At 42.2% G+C, this 16969-nt stretch carries 15 protein-coding genes; 5 read left to right on the top strand and 10 right to left on the bottom strand.

The window, feature by feature from the left end; genetic code table 11:
* Window positions 1–53 precede the first annotated feature (53 nt).
* From P2W71_RS22740 to P2W71_RS22730, 3 genes are all read right to left on the bottom strand, one after another.
* Entirely contained in the window at window positions 54–872 is an 819-nt protein-coding gene (locus P2W71_RS22740; RefSeq protein ID WP_276373698.1) for a prohibitin family protein, read from the bottom strand.
* Window positions 873–982: 110 nt separating this feature from the next.
* Window positions 983–1723: a hypothetical protein gene (locus P2W71_RS22735; RefSeq protein ID WP_276373697.1), complete on the bottom strand. Its 741-nt coding sequence runs from the start codon at window positions 1721–1723 to the stop codon at window positions 983–985.
* Window positions 1724–1808: 85 nt separating this feature from the next.
* The gene (locus P2W71_RS22730) at window positions 1809–3206 is read right to left on the bottom strand and encodes a Gfo/Idh/MocA family oxidoreductase (protein ID WP_276373696.1); all 1398 of its coding nucleotides are present in this window, start codon (window positions 3204–3206) and stop codon (window positions 1809–1811) included.
* 165 nt (window positions 3207–3371) lie between these two features.
* On the opposite strand from P2W71_RS22730, the gene P2W71_RS22725 reads away from it, so the two are divergent.
* Complete coding sequence (locus P2W71_RS22725; protein ID WP_276373695.1) at window positions 3372–4397, top strand: rod shape-determining protein; 1026 nt, start codon at window positions 3372–3374, stop codon at window positions 4395–4397.
* Between the two features lie 55 nt (window positions 4398–4452).
* Here P2W71_RS22725 and P2W71_RS22720 read toward each other — a convergent pair whose 3' ends face one another.
* Both P2W71_RS22720 and sucC read right to left on the bottom strand, forming a co-directional pair.
* Window positions 4453–5328, bottom strand: coding sequence for an outer membrane beta-barrel protein (locus P2W71_RS22720; protein ID WP_276373694.1), 876 nt, complete (start codon window positions 5326–5328; stop codon window positions 4453–4455).
* Between the two features lie 62 nt (window positions 5329–5390).
* A complete protein-coding gene (sucC, locus tag P2W71_RS22715; protein ID WP_276373693.1) occupies window positions 5391–6602 on the bottom strand; it encodes an ADP-forming succinate--CoA ligase subunit beta in 1212 nt (403 codons plus the stop codon).
* Between the two features lie 69 nt (window positions 6603–6671).
* On the opposite strand from sucC, the gene P2W71_RS22710 reads away from it, so the two are divergent.
* Window positions 6672–7346, top strand: coding sequence for an ABC transporter ATP-binding protein (locus tag P2W71_RS22710; protein ID WP_276373692.1), 675 nt, complete (start codon window positions 6672–6674; stop codon window positions 7344–7346).
* 480 nt (window positions 7347–7826) lie between these two features.
* Here P2W71_RS22710 and mtaB read toward each other — a convergent pair whose 3' ends face one another.
* From mtaB to P2W71_RS22695, 3 genes are all read right to left on the bottom strand, one after another.
* Window positions 7827–9149 (bottom strand): tRNA (N(6)-L-threonylcarbamoyladenosine(37)-C(2))-methylthiotransferase MtaB, encoded by a 1323-nt coding sequence (gene mtaB, locus P2W71_RS22705; RefSeq protein WP_276373691.1) that lies wholly within the window; start codon window positions 9147–9149, stop codon window positions 7827–7829.
* Window positions 9150–9536: 387 nt separating this feature from the next.
* Window positions 9537–9986 carry a DinB family protein gene (locus P2W71_RS22700; RefSeq protein ID WP_346659971.1) on the bottom strand — a complete coding sequence of 150 codons (450 nt, stop codon included), beginning with the start codon at window positions 9984–9986 and terminating at the stop codon, window positions 9537–9539.
* Window positions 9987–9997: 11 nt separating this feature from the next.
* Window positions 9998–11728 carry a phospho-sugar mutase gene (locus P2W71_RS22695; protein ID WP_276373690.1) on the bottom strand — a complete coding sequence of 577 codons (1731 nt, stop codon included), beginning with the start codon at window positions 11726–11728 and terminating at the stop codon, window positions 9998–10000.
* A gap of 148 nt (window positions 11729–11876) precedes the next feature.
* On the opposite strand from P2W71_RS22695, the gene P2W71_RS22690 reads away from it, so the two are divergent.
* Window positions 11877–12242, top strand: a complete 366-nt coding sequence (locus P2W71_RS22690) for a hypothetical protein (RefSeq protein WP_276373689.1) — start codon at window positions 11877–11879, stop codon at window positions 12240–12242.
* A gap of 52 nt (window positions 12243–12294) precedes the next feature.
* Here P2W71_RS22690 and trpS read toward each other — a convergent pair whose 3' ends face one another.
* Complete coding sequence (trpS, locus tag P2W71_RS22685) at window positions 12295–13266, bottom strand: tryptophan--tRNA ligase (RefSeq protein WP_276373688.1); 972 nt, start codon at window positions 13264–13266, stop codon at window positions 12295–12297.
* A gap of 66 nt (window positions 13267–13332) precedes the next feature.
* On the opposite strand from trpS, the gene P2W71_RS22680 reads away from it, so the two are divergent.
* Window positions 13333–14412 carry a DUF1573 domain-containing protein gene (locus P2W71_RS22680; protein ID WP_276373687.1) on the top strand — a complete coding sequence of 360 codons (1080 nt, stop codon included), beginning with the start codon at window positions 13333–13335 and terminating at the stop codon, window positions 14410–14412.
* 84 nt (window positions 14413–14496) lie between these two features.
* On the opposite strand, the gene P2W71_RS22675 is transcribed toward P2W71_RS22680, so the two are convergent.
* A complete protein-coding gene (locus P2W71_RS22675; RefSeq protein ID WP_276373686.1) occupies window positions 14497–15720 on the bottom strand; it encodes an acyl-CoA dehydrogenase family protein in 1224 nt (407 codons plus the stop codon).
* A gap of 212 nt (window positions 15721–15932) precedes the next feature.
* Between P2W71_RS22675 and P2W71_RS22670 the strand changes: the two genes are divergently transcribed.
* On the top strand, window positions 15933–16883 hold the full coding sequence (locus P2W71_RS22670) for a tryptophan 2,3-dioxygenase family protein (RefSeq protein WP_276373685.1): 951 nt from the start codon (window positions 15933–15935) through the stop codon (window positions 16881–16883).
* Window positions 16884–16969: the final 86 nt, after the last annotated feature.

The raw sequence follows: 16969 nt of genomic DNA, 5'->3' as shown, positions 1-16969 counted from the left end.
AAAGATACAGGCTAGATTGTTGACGGCGAAAAATTACGCTAAAAAAAGAATTTTTAATTGTTGCCCAGGATCAATGGCATTCCATCCGCGCCCGAACCGATGACGATTACTTTGGAATTAGGGGATTTGGATAGTTCGAGCGTTGCTTCAATACCTCTCATTTTCAACAAGTTATTGGTCAAGCTGTTGTTTATGATGTTGTTTGCACGCGACTCACCTTCGGCAGCAATTCTTTTTCTCTCTGCCTCACTTTTTTCTTTATCCAGGCGGTATTGGTAGGCGAGGGCCTCTTGTTGCTGTTGTAATTTGCTTTCGATGGCCATTCGAATCTGATCGGGAAGCTTGATCGATCGGATCAACACAGCTTTGGCGTCGATAAAGTTTGCGTTCAAAACCTTTTCTGTTTCACTCTTAACTGTATTCTCGACTTCAGCGCGTTTAGTAGAATAGATTTCTTCAGCCGTATAACGAGCCAGCACCTGACGCGTCATGGATCTTACTTCGGGTATCACCAGGCGACCGGCATAGTCGGTTTTAAATTTTTCGTAGATGAAGCCGATTTTGTCATTGTAAGGTGTATACCGAACTGTTACATCCACATGAATAGGCAAGCCGTTTTTGTCATTGATGTCCATGTTTTCTTCGGATGTAATTTCGGATACTTCAAAGACGATAAGGTCATTCCATGGTGCTTTCATATGAAAGCCCGGTTGAAAAACATTTTCTTTATCAAGGCCGCTGCCGAATTTGTAAAATATCACAGCGCGTTCTGTTGCTTCAAGTGTGTAAAAAATACTGGATGAAATTCCCATCACAATAAAGAGGGCGATTATACCTACAATGATGAAGGGCAAAAATTTTCTATTATTCATATGGTTTGTGGTTTAACGAGATGTGTGTTATAAGATGCCGTAATAATTTTGACGTGCGGCGGGTACCTATTGTTTGAAGCCTAAGCCAATTGAGCTTGAACCTCCAACAATCATTCTTTCGGAGGTCGCGGCAATCCCATAAGTTTGCCGATGATCAAAACTACGAATAAATTACTCCATACTGCTTCAAGCACGCCGATGTTACGAATAAGTCTGCTCACATTAGGATATCCACCGTCGGTACCGCCTAAGATACTTAAGCTATACGTAACACACTCTGCGTAATTGGGGAGTCCTGACTCAATTTCTTTTCCCAGACTTCCTGGTGTAACGATGCAGATCAGGTCATATAAACTGCCAAATGAAATTCCTGTCATGAGAAAAATGCAAGCTGCGCCCCACAGCTTGTCGGGCGTGAGAAATTCTCCGGAGAAGATATCTCGAATGGCGAAGGTGATAACGGTGATCTCAATTGGAAACAACAACCCGTGAATAATAAAAAGGTAGAGCTGTCTGTTTGTGACCTCAAGAAATTTATAGTAAGGAAATTCCACCAGTGAACCCATCAACGTAATGCCTATAAGAATGACGAAGTAAATACGTATCAGCAGCTTGTTCTTAGTGAAGTTCTTTAGCAGATCCCAGAGCAAGAAAGCGTAAGTGATGCCGAAAATAGAGAAGATGGTAATAATAAGTTTTGCGATTGGAGTTTGGGATCCATTCTGCAAAAATTCAGTTAACGTAAGACCAAATACAATAATAATAACCTGTACCAGTACTATATTCCTATAGTCCCGCTGCTTTTCTAAACTCAATCCAATCCTAATGGTGTCAATAATACGACCCGGCATATTTTTTTGGTGGTCCAACTGAGAAGTTATATGTGTTAAGTCACAAGCCCCAAATTGTACTTGAAGCTTGCGACCGCCGCATGTTTTAGCTAGCTTTTACTGTGGCTGTTTCAGGATCCCATTCAATTATCTTTTTCTCAAACAGGCTTTTATTGCTTGCTAATGCAGGTCCACCGGCGCGCATTCCAAATAATGCATCTTCCTTGATTGGTGCTTTCTCGCGAATGCCTTTATAAAAATTAACGTGGTGATCGGTGTTGGCACTGTAACCCTGCGGTGCACGATATTCCGGACCTGGCTTTGCCTCTTCTTTGGCGATGTTTCCGTATTTTGCCTGGTACCACTTTTCGTATTCTTTTTGTTGGGCTTCGGTAAACGTATTGAATGAATCCCATCCGCCATAGCCTGGAGCTTTCGGCGTTTTACTCAGCGTTACTTTGACCTCGTTCCACCCCATGGTGATTACGCCTTCACTTCCTACAAGGCGTAACCTTTCACCTCCACCTCCGCCATCCACAAAATTGACTCTCATTTGTAACGTAAAGGCTGGGTGTTTGTCGGTAGCCGGGTAATCGTATAAACCTGTGATAATGTCCGGAACATCTCTGCCGTCTTTCCAGTACCGTAACCCACCCGTTGCATAAATACGATTCGGGCCTTTGGAACTGATGACTGTATGCAGTCCTGAAAAAAGATGTACAAATAAATCTCCTGCGATGCCCGTTCCATAATCCTGATAATTTCTCCACCGGAAAAAGCGTACTGGATCAAAAGCTACTTTAGGCGCATCACCCAAAAATCTTTCCCAGTCAACAGTGCCAGCATTTGCATCGGTTGGTATTGAATATTGCCAGGCGCCATTTCCTCCCTGCCGATCCATCCATGTTTCCACGAGGACGAGTTCGCCAATCACACCCGATTCGTAGATTTCACGCGTCTTTTCCGTAACGATTGAACTTACCCGCTGGCTTCCGATCTGCATTACTTTGCCCGTTTTCTTTTGTGCAGCGATGACCGCTGCGCCCTCATCGAGTTTATGAACCATAGGCTTTTCGCAATACACGTGTTTGCCTTTGTTCATGGCGTCTATGGAAATCCGGTCATGCCAATGGTCGGTGGTGGCGATAAAAACCGCGTCTATATCCTTTCTATCGAGAATTTCTTGATAGTTTTTAGTTACGAACAAATCTTTGCCATATACCTCCTTCGCGTGATCAAGGCGCCCGGTGTATAAGTCGCAGGCAGCAACCAGCTTCACTCCAGGTACTTGTACAGAGGTTTTTGCATTGCTAAAGCCCATGATACCCATGCCAATTACCGCAATATTAACTTGGTCGTTGGCCATGAATTTTTTAGCGGGCGACAATGTTTCAATGTAGCTTTCCGGATGTGCAATGATGGTGGAAGGTACACCGGTAATAATTGCACTACCTATAGCCTTTTTAATAAAAGATCTTCGCGATTTTTGTATATGGTCTGACATAGAATATTTAAGGTTGGTTATAGTCAGGGAAGTTACGACTTTTACACCATCACAAACAACAGCAAATTAGATTAACCCCGGCAGAATGATTAAGAGTTCCAGTGCTTGCATAGAGTCTAACAAACTCCAACACTTCGAACTTCAACACCTCAACACTTTTTAACCATGAATTTTAATTTCTTTAAGAACAAAAGTGTAGCACTTGATTTGGGTAATAACAATACCGTCGTGAGTAATCGTCAGAGTGTTCTTTTCTCTCAACCTTCATACATTGTTTTTGATGCGGGAAGCCACGCCGTAAAGGCCGTTGGCGACAAGGCTTATAATATGTTTGAAAAAAATCATGAGGAACTGCGACCGGTTAAACCGCTGAGAGGCGGCGTGATAGCCGATTATGATTCTGCGCGCCAGATGATTCACGAAATGGTAGGTCAGGCGTGTGGCTGCGGTTCTTTTATGAGCGGATATGACTGCATCATTTCAGGAATTCCATATAACACAACGGAGGTTGAACGACGTGCATTAAGGGATGTGCTGGACCAATTCAGCGCCAGACATACTTACATGGTTTATGAGCCTATTGCAGCGGCTATGGGCATCGGGTTAAACATCCGCGAGCCTAACGGAAAAATGATCATTGATATTGGTGGAGGTATAACAGAAATTGTTGTGATTTCTCTTTCAGGGATTGCCGCTTTTCAATCTCTTAAAGTAGCGGGGGATACTTTTGACGAAGAAATACAAGATCATTTCAGAAGAAATTATAATGTGGCAATCGGTTTAAAAACTGCTGAACAGATAAAAATAAAAGTGGGCGCGGTGATGGATAATCCTCCGGAGATACCGCAGCCTTTAATTGTAAAAGGTAAGGATTTGGTAGAAGGTATTCCTGTGACAAAAAAAGTCAATCACAGTGAAATTGCATTCGTGTTGGAAAAATCAATAAGCGCTATCGAGCATAGTGTAGTCCAGACGTTAGAAACTTGTCCACCTGAACTTGCCAGTGATATTTATGAAAATGGCATTCATATTACCGGCGGCAGTGCGATGCTAAGAGGCTTACGCGAGCGATTTGAAACCAAGCTGCGGCTTCCAGTTCATATTGATCCTCAGCCGCTTTTATCGGTGTCCAAAGGAATTGCCAATACATTGGGCGAGACGAAGAAATACCAGAGTATATTGATGGAGTAGGCATCAAGTGATCTTATGAAGTTAGCAGCGATCTTGCCTACCATTGATAGACAGACTAACTTTTTCTAGGCTTGCGATAATATCCTTTACGCTTCACGTTATACAACTTGTTATAATTCTCAAATATCATTTGAGGCAAGTAGTATTGTAACGTAACATTTAAAATCAAATAGCCATCATTTTCTTTAGGATTGCCACGGACACCAACTCGTGTGGGATTATCTGGTTGTGTTCCAATTTCAGGTCTTCTATCGGATAACCGGCGCGCTAAATCGTTTTTCAGGGTGGCAGGATCAGGATAGCGACGAATGCTGACATCGTCTAAATAATCGGTAAACGTAATCCTGTACCCACCTTCAATTAAAATGTTGAAGAATGGATCCAGTTTGATCCGCGCACCTAATCCAAACGGTATGACGGGTTGAATACGGCTATACTTTTTTCCTTCAGTTTGAAGCGGCTGCAAGGCGTATGTCTTTCCGTCGATCTCTGCTTTAGGATTAAAATACAATACACCAATGCCGGCAAAAGCATGAATATTTAAGGCAGAGCGTTGGTAAAACCGTAAGCCCATAGGGCTAAGGTTGACCGCGCCTAACAATGCCAATTCAACATTACCCGATTTAAATGAAAGATTTCTCTCCCATCGATCATCATCAGCTTTTTTATCGTCACCTCTTAGCTGGAAGTAGGTCAGCTCGGCGCGGGCACTCAACCGACTATTCAAATAATATTCGGCACCAATGGCAATGTTTGGACGTAGACTCCCAAAGTCACCAGGGTTCACCATTTCCCCTTTGTAAGTTGCTGTACCTGTTCCTATACTTACCAGGAAATTTCGATCTCTGCGAAGAGCGAAAAAGCTTTGAGCGTTACCTGCAAAAGGAAGTGTGGTTAATCCAATCAGAACGAGTATTGAAAGCTTCTTCATCCTTTTCTTCAGACTATAGTTTTGGTGAATATAAACAATTTAGAGGACTGATAAAAAATGATTTAACTTAATACTTCTTTAACTCTCTGAGCAGCATCCTTAAGCAATATGGCAGAGAATACTTTTAATCCTGATTGCTCAATAATTTTTGCACCTTCTTCAGCGTTTGTTCCCTGCAAGCGTACAATGATCGGCACCTTAATATCACCAATCTTTTTATAAGCCTCCACAACGCCATTGGCTACACGGTCGCACCGAACAATTCCCCCAAAGATGTTGATCAGAATAGCTTTTACATTAGGATCTTTTAGAATGATACGGAACCCAGCTTCAACAGTTTCAGCATTTGCTCCACCCCCTACGTCCAAAAAGTTAGCGGGTTCTCCGCCCGACAGTTTGATAATGTCCATTGTCGCCATGGCAAGTCCGGCACCGTTTACCATGCATCCAACATTGCCGTCCAGCTTTACATAGTTTAACCCGGCTTTACCTGCCTCTACTTCCAAAGGATCTTCTTCTGTGATATCTCTCAATTCAGCCAGATCTTTATGTCTGTACAACGCATTGTCATCCAGGTTTACTTTAGCATCTACCGCAAGAATTTTATTGTCGGATGTTTTCAGTAACGGGTTGATCTCAAACATGGAAGCATCCAAGCCGAGGTATGCAGTGTAAAGTGAGTTGATGAATCTCACACCTTCTTTGAAAGCATTTCCTTCCCATCCCAAAGCGAAAGCAATTTTACGTGCCTGGAATGGCTGCAGTCCAACAACAGGATCGATCCATTCCTTTATAATTTTTTCAGGATGTTCTTCAGCAACTTCTTCGATGTTCATACCGCCTTCAGTTGATGCCATGATCACGGGACAAGCCTTTGACCTGTCAAGCAAGATACTCAGGTAGTATTCTTTTGGCTGAGCTTCCCCGGGATAATAAACATCCTCGGCAATCAATACTTTATTTACTTTTTTTCCTTCTGCGCCTGTTTGGTGCGTTACTAGTGTGCCCCCCAGTATGGCCTTTACTTTATCCGGTACCTCCGCGATACTTTTTGCTAATACGACGCCGTGCGAGCCTGTCTCCCTGATCTTTCCTTTTCCACGTCCACCAGCATGTATCTGGGATTTGATGACAAACCATTTCGTTCCAGTTTCTGCCTGAAGTTCCTTTGCCGCTTGAATAGCACTATCCGGAGTATCAGCAACTATGCCGCGTTGAATTGTTACCCCGTACTTCTTAAGAATTTCTTTTCCTTGGTATTCGTGGATGTTCATGAAATTTTTTGTTTGGGGCGAAACTAGTTTATTTACGGCTTTATTTCAAGAAACACGTAAATTCAAACAATGTTACGCGCCACTCAGATTGAAAAATCCTACGGTAAATTGGCTGTGCTTAAGGGAATTGATCTCGAAATTAGAAAAGGTGAGATTGTAGCAATTGTTGGTGCTTCAGGCGCGGGTAAAAGTACATTGCTCCATATTTTGGGTACGCTTGATAGCCCGGATAAAGGCAAAGTTTTCATTCATGATAAAGATGTATTCAGCCAGTCTGCAAAAAATCTTGCTGCATTCCGTAATAAATCTTTAGGGTTCGTCTTTCAGTTTCATAACCTCCTGCCGGAATTCTCAGCCTTGGAAAATGTTATCATCCCTGGCCTAATTGGGAAGAAAGATGAAAGGAAAATAAGGCAACGGGGTGAAGAATTGCTAAAAATGTTAGGATTGGAAGATCGAATTCATCACAAACCCTCTGAATTGTCGGGAGGGGAGCAGCAGCGAACTGCTGTAGCGCGGGCTATGATCAACGCCCCGGATTTGATTCTGGCAGACGAACCGAGCGGTAATCTGGATTCCAAAAATGCAGAAGACCTGCACCGCCTTTTCTTTCAACTTCGACAAGAAACGGGACAGACTTTTATCATTGTTACCCATAACGAACATCTATCCGAGATGGCAGATCGAAGAATCGAACTTAAGGACGGGGTGATTACAAAAATTGAAGAACCGAAGATTTCTTAAAATCGGTTAGTCATTTGAAATTCCGCTTGTTATTATTCGCTTTAACTCTAACAAATACGGGCCGAACATGAAGTTTTTGAATGCTATTAAAAATGGCGATCAAAACACCAATAAAAAATACAGTTATCATTTTAATACGGGGTTAAAATATGGGCCTAAGTTACTTTGCTTAAAATTCCTACAACCGTTTTAGTCGTTGATTATATTAATCGTGTAAGTATGGTTGTGTTCCTTGATTTTTTAAACACATAAGCTTTCGGGCTTGTTCCTAAAATAAGAACTTTATTCTTTCCCGCATCGCGAATCTACCCTTTAAAACGTTGCAAACCGGCGCTAATTGGATTGATCATCAATAACTTATGTTAAGATTAGAGCCCGTGTGGATCATTCCTTAAACGGTCGGGAATTGATTCAAACGAATGCATTTGGCGATGGCGTTAGATAGATTGGTTGTGCCGGATCGAATGTGGGAGGGCAATCCTATCGATGCGCCAGCATTTCGATAGATGGTTCTTCTAATTCAACAAGTCCTTTTTCGTTGATAAGCTTTAGACGCAATTTTTTCAAATCGTTCACCAGCACCGGATCGTACTTGGCGGTGACGCGAACGTAGTTCTCGGTAAAGCCATGCATCATTCCATTTTCGATGTCGTTCTCAAAAAGAACAATTGCTTCCCGATCTAAATTTTCCTCGTAAAATTTTCTGCGCTTTTTGTCGGAAAGGATATGCAGCATTTTAGAGCGTTCTGCCCGGATATGTTTAGGCACAACATCGTTTAAGGTGGCCGCCAACGTATTCTCGCGTTCGGAGTAGGTAAATACGTGGAGATAAGAAATATTCAGGTTATTCAAAAACTCGTATGTTTCCAAAAAATCCTCTTGTGTCTCTCCGGGAAACCCAACGATGACATCAACACCGATACAGGCATTGGGCATCCATGATTTTATTTCCGCTACCCGATCAACATATAATTCACGAAGGTACCGTCGCTTCATGAGCTTCAACACTTTATTGGAGCCCGACTGTAATGGAATATGAAAATGCGGGACGAACTTATTTGATTCTGCAACAAATTGTATGATCTCGTTGGTAAGAAGATTGGGCTCGATAGATGAAATCCGGAAACGGTCAATACCCGGCACGTTGTCCAGCGCCTTGATGAGATCAATAAATCGCTCTACACGTTTTCCTTCCTGGATGCCAAAATCGCCCGTGTTTACCCCCGTGAGTACAACTTCTCGTACGTCTGTTTTTCCAATTTCAGTTGCTGTCCTGACAATATTGGCAATGCTATCACTTCGACTTGCCCCGCGTGCCAATGGTATCGTACAGAAAGAACATGAGTAATCACATCCATCCTGTACTTTAAGAAACGTACGGGTTCTGTCGTGCAGCGAATAGGATGTGTTGAACCTGTTTGCTGTTTCAATATCCGAAGCAAAAACCTGTGCTTCCGGCGGTCTTACAAAACCGTCCAGTAATTCTACTAACCTGAATTTTTCGGCTGCACCCAGCACCGCATCCACGCCGGGTATAGTGGCGATTTCCTGCGGTTTTAGTTGGGCATAACATCCAATTATAGCCACATAAGCATCAGGGGAAATACTTCGAGCCTCCCGCACAATTTTATGGCATTTCTTGTCGGCATTTTCTGTTACAGAGCAGGTGTTGATAATAAAAATATCAGGTGTCTCTGTAAACTCGACTTTTCGGTAGCCCTTTTCTTCAAACAACCTTGAAATTGTGGAGGTCTCAGAGTAATTAAGCTTGCATCCCAGTGTGTAAAACGCGACTTTTTTCATGGCAATCCGCAAAGGTAATCAGGATATTGGGAACGGGAAAATTGCGCAAAGGTCTGTCGTCTTATTTCCCGGACTGCCATGAAGTGAGAGGTGGGCATGGTTTCGATATCAAACAGCCAACGTACTTTCGAGCATTCCCATTGATAGCCGTGCGCCCCGATCTGACTAGCGTTTACCTTCGATGGAGTTTCCGTCAAGCACCCGTTTGGATGCAGGGTTGTTGCATAAAAGCTGATTTTATGCAAGGATGATGGAAGCTCGATCGAAGCGTTACGAAAGCTCGAACGATGACAGACGGAGCCAGAAGGGTTACGCGATGATTACTTAGCACATGGAAAATAATTAACGATCACCGATCTTGGCGACCGACGCCGGCGACCGCATTCTCTACTGAAGAATCCTTCTATGATAGTTAATTTGTCCAAGGTGATATCCCAAATGGGAGGAGAGATGTATCAGGAAATAGGCTGTTGTCATTGAATATTCAAAAACCTTTTCCGGATATTCAGCCTCCAGGCTAGAGGGTTTAAGCGTTTCGAGTGTTTCGCGAACGACTTGTTTCGTTTTTTGAACTTCAGCACTCAGCGCTGCCTTTGAAATGTCCTTTGCTGCAAATTCATAATCACGATTTCGAACATAGGAAGTTCGCCCGAGATTAGCGCCGATGTAGTGCTGCAGGTTGCCGCAAATGTGAAGGCACAAATTACCGGCAGGATTTTTTATATCGCCACTAACTTTCCAAATAGCTTCTTCAGAGGGATATAGATTAATTTCTTCCTCCAGCCGTTGTAAATCGCGATCGAATAATTTTAAGAGTGTTTCAAGGATGATGATCATGTCTAACCGCATTAAACTGAAAGTAAGTATTCTTCGAGACCTTTAATTTTCTTATCGAGTTGAGCTGTAACAGCTGCAAAATCCTCCCGTGATTTTAACGGTGCTTGTACAGCCATATAAAATTTAATTTTTGGTTCCGTACCAGAGGGTCGCACAGATACTTTACTACCATCTTCCAAATAAAACTGCAGCACATCGGAGACTGGAAAATTCAACGCACTTGTTTTACCAGTCAATAAATTTTTCTCTTGTAACGTTTTGTAATCCAACAAACGGGCAACCTTACTTCCAATAATTGTTTCAGGGGGATTATTTCGAAATTTCTCCATCATGGATTTTATTTCTTGTTCCCCCTGCTGGCCTTTTTTCGTAATGTTAAGCAAAGTTTCTTTATAATAACCAAACTCCACATACATATCGATTAACCAGTCGTACATGGATTTATTCTCGTCGGTAGCGCTTGCTGCCATGGCTGCAAAAAATGCGCAGGCAGAAACAGCATCCTTATCGCGGACAAAATCACCCACCATATAGCCATAGCTTTCTTCACCTGCAGCCACAAAACGTTTTTCACCATCCAACTTACCCATTAATTCAGCGATGTACTTGAAACCGGTCAGCGTATTGTAGCATTCGACGCCAAGCTTGGCCGCCATCGTATCAACAAGTTCAGAAGTTACAATAGTCTTAGCGATGTATGCATCCGTTTTGTCTTTCAAATTTTTCAGGATAAAATACATCATCAGACTGAACGCCTGGTTGCCATTCAACAAGATAAAATCGCCATCTGATTTGCGTACCCCTATGCCTACACGGTCTGTATCAGGATCTGTTGCCATCACCATGGTTGCTCCAACAGCTTTACCTTTTTTAATCACTAACTCCATCGCGGATTTTTCCTCGGGATTTGGAGACTGAACCGTTGGAAAATTCCCATCCGGTTTTTCTTGCTCTTCAACGACATGGATATTGGTGAACCCTATTTGTTTTAAACACTCAGGAACCATGGTAATACCGGCACCATGAATGCTTGAGTACACCAATGGAATATGCTTATGCTTGGAGATGACTGCTTTATTGGGAATCAGCTTTTTTACTTCTTCGTAGTAAGCTGCTTCCACGTCTGGTCCGATGGTATGTATTTTGGATTTATCGGCTTTAAATTTTACCTGTTCAAAAGAGGTAATCAATTTCACTTCATTGATAATGTTTTTATCGTGAGGCGGAACCACCTGCGCGCCGTCATTCCAGTATGCCTTGTATCCGTTGTATTCTTTTGGATTATGAGAAGCCGTAATTACAATACCTGAATCGCACTGGAGATAGCGAATAGCAAACGATAGTAATGGCGTCGGACGGAGTTCGGAAAACATATAAACATCGATGCCATTGGCAGAAAAAATATCGGCTGTTACTTGTGCGAAAAAAGCACTTTTGTTTCGGCTGTCATACGCAATTGCTGCCTTAATCTTTTTTCCAGGAAATGTCTTATTCAAATAATTCGCAAGCCCCTGTGTGGCAATGCCCACCATATACTGGTTCATGCAATTGGATCCCGCGCCCATGACTCCCCGCAAGCCGCCGGTCCCAAATTCCAGGTCCTTATAAAAATTATCAATTAGTTCTTTCGAATCGTTTTTAGACAGAAGGGAAGTCACTTCCGATTTTGTTGCCTCATCAATAACAGGACTATTAAGCCACGTTTGCGCTTTACTTTGAACAAGTTGTAACAGTTTATCCATTGGAATATTTTAATAGTGTGCCAAAAATAAAGAAGGCAAAATCATATTTGACTTTTTACCAAAATTTTTTGTCAATTATTATTTCATGACCTCATTATAAATCTTTTGTAATTCGGCGATTTCTTTAATCTTTACGAAAAATACAGATATGGATGTTAAAGCCCTGAATAAAGCGCTATTGGAAATAATCAGGAAGCGGGAGGAGTTGAGCAAAATTAATTATAACGATCCCACTTACGATAATCTTGAAGAAGAATTGCATGATCTGGAGGATGATTTCCAAGATGAATATGGAGAATACCTGGAAGAAGCTTTACAACAAGTGCACGACGAATATTGTCCCGACAATGATGTGTTGATGCCTATAGGATATCTGGGACAAGGTATACCCGTGGAAGTTGACAAGTTGCCCGGAAAAGATACGCGTTTGATTCTTGCACCTAACCCTACGCGGATTATTTTAAGCGTCAATAAAGATAAACAGCAAGTGGTCTGGACTTCTGAGAAAGTCTAAGACGATTTTGGTCGACGCAGGACAAACATTTTGAATTCAATCGGCTTCCTCTTTACCGGAAGCCTAATTTTTTTCTTACCCTGTTTAAAACGTCCACTGCAATCACCCGCGCTTTTCCTTCTCCGATTTCTAATTTCTTTTCCAACTCATCAGGGTTGTTCATGAAATGATTAAAAGCTTCACGCTCTTTTTTGAATTTAGTGACAATCAATTCATATAACTCTTGCTTGGCATGTCCATACCCATAATTACCGCCGAGATATTTTTGTCGGAGTGATTCTTTTTGATCTGCCGTTCCTAGTAGGCTGTAGATAGCAAAAACGTTATCCCCTTCAGGATTTTTTGGAGACTCCATTGGCGTACTGTCGGTCTTGATCGACTTTATTTGTTTCAGGAGTTCTTTATCTGGTAAGAAAATATCGATGATGTTGCCATAAGATTTGCTCATTTTCTGCCCGTCCGTTCCCGGGATAGTCATTACTTGCTCTTCAATTTTGGCTTCAGGTACGACGAAGGTCTCACCGAATGTATTGTTAAAAGCAGTAGCAATATCGCGGGCCATTTCAACATGTTGCCGCTGATCTTTTCCGACAGGTACAAATTCCGCATCATATAAAATGATATCGGCGGTCATTAAGACAGGGTATGTAAACAAACCGGCGTTTACATCGGCCAAACGGGAAGACTTATCTTTAAATGAATGTGCATTTGCCAGCATGGGAAATGGAGTGAAGCAGTTTAAATACCACGCCAACTCACAAACCTCAGGAATACGGGACTGTCGATACAGATAATTTTTCTCAATGTCGAAACCAAAAGCCAGCCATGCAGCAGCAACTGCCCGAACATTGGCCGACCTAATCGCTGCATCCTTGATGGTTGTTAGTGAGTGCAGGTCGGCGATAAAAAAGAATGATTCATTTCCTGGTTTTTGAGAAAGCTGTATTGCCGGGATGATAGCACCCAGCAGGTTCCCAAGATGAGGTCTTCCGCTGCTTTGTATGCCTGTAAGAATTCTTGCCATACTGCAAAGAAATAAAATAAAGCTGAACCGAATTAGTTTTAAATTTGTAGGATATTAAAAATTGAAATGATGCGTATTAAATTCTTCTTCTTTTGTCTGGTGTGCAGTACAGGTGTTTTTGCGCAAGTAGCGAAGCCCCTGCAATTCAGTGAAGAAATATTTGATTTTGGATCGATAAAAGAACAAGCCGGCCCTGTTACGCATGAGTTTACTTTTTTGAATAACAGCAGCCGACACGTTAAAATTGTCGGGGTGCAGGCGTCATGCGGTTGTACTACACCGGCTTGGTCTAAAGAACCCGTTGCACCTGGCAAAAAAGGATTTATCCAAGCGAGTTATAATCCGGTTGGAAGACCAGGTTATTTTAATAAATCACTTACCGTAACAACTGATTTAGATTCCAATCCAATTATTCTTCAGATCAAAGGTCAGGTAGCCGTAGAAGGCGAAAAAGAAAACGTACAGTTTCAAGCAGCAAATGGCAGCTGGAAATTAAAATCCGGGTCATTTAACTTAGGTAAGGTTTTTATCAAAGATGAATTTACGGTACGTGATTTCCAGGTCTTAAATGAAGGTTCAAAGCCTGTAACATTCAGCGGAAAATATGTAGGACCTGCGTACATCAAAATCGATGTACAACCAAAAACACTCGCTCCTGGCGAAAAGGGAAATATTAAGGTAAGCTATAATGGAAAGATGAAAGCCAAGTATGGTTTTCAGTCGGATAACGTTGAACTGTATACGGATGACGAGCTGAATGCCACGAAATCATTTTCAGTATACGCAACGTTGGAAGATGAGTTTCCTCAACTTACGGCTGAAGAACTTGCCAAAGCGCCGCAGCTTCGGGTTCAAGCTTCGACATTGGATTTTGGACGATTAAGACCAAATGTACCTAGCGTAAGAGAAATACAATTTTATAACACCGGTAAAAAGGAGCTTGATATTAAATCATTGCAGGGCAATTGTACCTGCGTTACAGCATCTGCAGAAAAGACATCGATAAAACCAGGTGAAAGCAGTTTGATAAAAATTTCGCTTAACCCACAAGACAGGAAAGGATCCCTGCAAAAGTCTCTGACGATTTATTCCAATGATCCACAAAACCCTGTGCAGCGAATTACATTTTCCGGATACGTAGAATAAATTAGCGCTCGATTTGTCCTTATAAATGGAGCGCTTCAAGAATATATTGCTGTTATTTTAGGCGGATGCTGTCTTTGTACGCCGTTAGCTGAAGGCTGAAATCTTTGTAATCTCATTTCCCAAAATCAGCAAGTGAATATCATTCGTTCCCTCGTATGTGATCACAGATTCGAGGTTCATCATGTGGCGCATAATCGGATACTCTCCGGTAATGCCCATGGCGCCATGCATATCACGCGCGTCTCTCGCTATCGCAAGGGCTACCTGCACGTTGTTTCTTTTCGCTAATGAGATCTGCGCTGTTGTTGCCTTTCCTTCATTCATCAAAGTACCTAAGCGCCAGTTGATGAGTTGTGCCTTTGTGATCTCCGTTAACATTTCTGCCAATTTTTTTTGAACAAGCTGAAAGGATGCAATGGGTTTTCCAAACTGAATTCTTTCCGCAGCATATTTTCGTATTGATTCGTAACAATCCATAGCAGCCCCAATAGCACCCCATGCAATGCCATAGCGTGCGGAATCCAGACACATCAACGGTGCACCTAGGCCGCTTTTTCCCGGAAGCAAATTTTCTTTTGGTACTTTAACATTATCAAACACCAATTCACCTGTAGCACTTGCTCGAAGCGACCATTTATGATGCGTTTCTGGTGCCGAAAAACCGGGCATTCCTCTTTCGACAATAAGTCCATGAATTCTGCCTTGTTCATTTTTTGCCCACACCACAGCAACGTTCGCAAATGGCGCATTTGAGATCCACATTTTTGCGCCGTTTAAAATATAATGGTCACCTGCATCCTTGAAATTTGTTACCATACCCGCAGGGTTAGATCCATGGTCTGGTTCAGTAAGCCCAAAACACCCAAGCCATTCACCCGAGGCAAGTTTAGGCAAGTATTTCTTTCGCTGAGACTCTGAGCCAAATTTGTAAATGGGATACATTACCAATGAACCTTGCACGCTAGCTGTAGATCGCATTCCGGAATCGCCGCGTTCAATTTCCTGCATGAGGATGCCATAGGAGATGTAATCCATCCCGCCACCACCATATTCAGTTGGAATGGTGGGTCCGAATGCGCCGATGTCACCAAATTTTTTAACAATCTCCTGTGGAAAATGGGCATGCTGAGCCCAATATTCTACAAAAGGTGAAATTTCACGCTTCACAAAATCACGAATGGAATTGCGAACAAGCTTATGTTCTTCTGTCAATAAATCATCGATTGCGTAAAAATCGGGATGCTCAAATAAGTCTTGCTTTGAAGATTTTTTTGAATTTGTCGCTGATGGGGATGTTTTGGCTGACATAATGATTTGGAATATTCGTAACTATGGCGTCAAATTTACACCACTAAATAGTGTCTGTCTTTGGTGAACTTGTTAATGTCCATGTATTGCAAGCATAAATTTACCCACAATTGTCGGAAAAACACTTTCCTGGGCTTTTGTGTGTTCGCACTTTGCGGTCTTTGTGTGACTTTTATTTTCAAGACAGGCCTAAATACTTATTAAAAACAAAGATGGGCGAAAATGTTGACGCACACCTCCTGGAGCAACTGAAAAAGCTTCAGGCAAAGTACAATGTGATGGGGCAAGATCTGTCTTCATACCTCGATGGATTGTTGTATTCGGATTATCTTACATACTGGGATTATATTCGTCTTGACACTTTACTTAGTCTCCAGTCGCCTGAAACCAGTTTTCCCGACGAGAAGGTGTTCATCATGTATCACCAAATTACGGAATTATATTTTCGCATGATTATGCTGGAGCTGGAACAGATTTCCACCCGCCCGAATATTGATGCGAAGTTTTTTATTGAGCGTGTAAACAGGATCATACGTTATTTTCAAAACCTGGTTAATTCTTTCGAGATCATGGTAGTGGGAATGGAGAAAGAGCAGTTTCTGAAGTTTAGAATGGCATTACTTCCCGCCAGCGGTTTTCAATCGGCACAGTATAGGCTAATTGAGATTGCCTCAACCGATATGATCAACCTTGTGAGCGTTGAAGAGCGCGAAGGGTTGCAAGACCGTGAACTTAATACATTACTTGAAAAATTATATTGGCGCAGTGGGGCTACTGAACTTGCCTCCGGTAAAAAGACCCTCACGCTGCAACAATTTGAAGCAAAATACATGGGCACATTCTACGACGCAGGAATGAAGTATAAAGACAAGAACCTGCTTCAGATTTTTGAAAAACATTTAAGTCAGAGCGAGGAACGCGATGAAATTATTGAACGCTTGCGTGTCTACGATGCATTAGCCAACATTCACTGGCGTTTTGCGCACCTCAAATCCGCCGGCCATTATTTGCAGAAAAATCAAAAGGAAATTAAAGCAACAGGCGGCACGAATTGGCAAAAATATCTTCCAGCGAGAATCCAAAAAGTGATGTTTTTTCCCGAATTATGGAGCGAACAAGAACACGCTGAGTGGGGAAAAGGGATTCTGAGTGCTGTACATTAAGATAAAACGTAGACCAGCATTGTAATCAGAAGGCAAACGATTACTCGTTACCGCTTACCACTTACTATTTACTACTTACCACTTAC

The organism is Chryseolinea sp. H1M3-3, assembly GCF_029360725.1.
Lineage (GTDB): Bacteria > Bacteroidota > Bacteroidia > Cytophagales > Cyclobacteriaceae > Chryseolinea.
This window is presented reverse-complemented; position numbering and strand designations above follow the sequence as displayed.

Bases quoted from the DNA above. Each gene is read 5' to 3' on its own strand.
- trpS (WP_276373688.1), bottom strand. From the start codon at position 13,266: ATGGCAAGAATTCTTACAGGCATACAAAGCAGCGGAAGACCTCATCTT.
- P2W71_RS22695 (WP_276373690.1), bottom strand. From the start codon at position 11,728: ATGGATAAACTGTTACAACTTGTTCAAAGTAAAGCGCAAACGTGGCTT.
- P2W71_RS22735 (WP_276373697.1), bottom strand. From the start codon at position 1,723: ATGCCGGGTCGTATTATTGACACCATTAGGATTGGATTGAGTTTAGAA.
- P2W71_RS22700 (WP_346659971.1), bottom strand. From the start codon at position 9,986: ATGATCATCATCCTTGAAACACTCTTAAAATTATTCGATCGCGATTTA.
- mtaB (WP_276373691.1), bottom strand. From the start codon at position 9,149: ATGAAAAAAGTCGCGTTTTACACACTGGGATGCAAGCTTAATTACTCT.
- P2W71_RS22680 (WP_276373687.1), top strand. From the start codon at position 13,333: ATGATGCGTATTAAATTCTTCTTCTTTTGTCTGGTGTGCAGTACAGGT.
- P2W71_RS22725 (WP_276373695.1), top strand. From the start codon at position 3,372: ATGAATTTTAATTTCTTTAAGAACAAAAGTGTAGCACTTGATTTGGGT.
- P2W71_RS22690 (WP_276373689.1), top strand. From the start codon at position 11,877: ATGGATGTTAAAGCCCTGAATAAAGCGCTATTGGAAATAATCAGGAAG.
- P2W71_RS22670 (WP_276373685.1), top strand. From the start codon at position 15,933: ATGGGCGAAAATGTTGACGCACACCTCCTGGAGCAACTGAAAAAGCTT.
- P2W71_RS22720 (WP_276373694.1), bottom strand. From the start codon at position 5,328: ATGAAGAAGCTTTCAATACTCGTTCTGATTGGATTAACCACACTTCCT.
- sucC (WP_276373693.1), bottom strand. From the start codon at position 6,602: ATGAACATCCACGAATACCAAGGAAAAGAAATTCTTAAGAAGTACGGG.
- P2W71_RS22675 (WP_276373686.1), bottom strand. From the start codon at position 15,720: ATGTCAGCCAAAACATCCCCATCAGCGACAAATTCAAAAAAATCTTCA.
- P2W71_RS22730 (WP_276373696.1), bottom strand. From the start codon at position 3,206: ATGTCAGACCATATACAAAAATCGCGAAGATCTTTTATTAAAAAGGCT.
- P2W71_RS22710 (WP_276373692.1), top strand. From the start codon at position 6,672: ATGTTACGCGCCACTCAGATTGAAAAATCCTACGGTAAATTGGCTGTG.
- P2W71_RS22740 (WP_276373698.1), bottom strand. From the start codon at position 872: ATGAATAATAGAAAATTTTTGCCCTTCATCATTGTAGGTATAATCGCC.